Source organism: Clostridium sp. OM05-5BH (assembly GCF_003481505.1).
In the GTDB taxonomy this organism is placed as follows: Bacteria; Bacillota; Clostridia; order Lachnospirales; family Lachnospiraceae; genus Otoolea; species Otoolea fessa.
Genome location: NZ_QULJ01000035.1, coordinates 1 through 687 on the forward strand (window position 1 = coordinate 1; position 687 = coordinate 687).

1 protein-coding gene is annotated in these 687 nt (G+C 34.1%); it reads left to right on the forward strand.

Features of this window, described 5'->3' with window-relative positions; all coding sequences use genetic code 11:
• The first annotated feature begins 104 nt into the window (after positions 1 to 104).
• Positions 105 to 644, forward strand: coding sequence for a hypothetical protein (locus DXB70_RS13980; protein ID WP_118413592.1), 540 nt, complete (start codon positions 105 to 107; stop codon positions 642 to 644).
• Positions 645 to 687 lie beyond the last annotated feature (43 nt).

Below are 687 nucleotides of genomic sequence, written 5' to 3' on the forward strand. Positions count from 1 at the left end.
TACAAAATCTCTCTATACTTTGACGGTCGGGTAAAGTATAATGAAGTTAACAGCAAAGCGGAAGTTGATTGTGAGAAATTTTATATTGCGAGGAGGAAATAACAGTGCTTACATTACAGGAACTCCTTAACGGAGTGAAATGTTTAGATGAAAATACACTGGCTGAATTGTCGGATAAATTATGGGAATTGGGGACATTAGATGATATAAAAGAAAAAGTGACCCCTGAACTTTTTACCTTGCATATTTGTATGAATATGGTGGGGAATTGGCAATGTGATGGTTGGTGGTATATTATTTGTGAACAGGTAAAATTAGTTCCGTTTATCCCAGAAGCATTAAATGCTTTAGGATTATTCACCCTGAAAACAGCATTTGAAAAGGTTATATCCTGTTTTCCCCAAGATACAATTTTTACTGATGATAATAACTATATTGACACCGTTAATTTTCTGCAAAATAACAGGTTTAAGGTATCAAATAAAAAATTAAATTCAATCCCTCTCGAAAAAAGAAAAGAAATGGTAAAAAAGACTCGTCATTGTATTGAAGAATTAGAACAGTTAACAGAGCCTTTATGGGGATATGCCAGTGAAAATAATGGGTGGAAAATTGTGCTTGACTACATTTCCGCTCATAAATAATATAAATTAACCAGTTCCAGTTTGCCACCCACACATCGGGTCA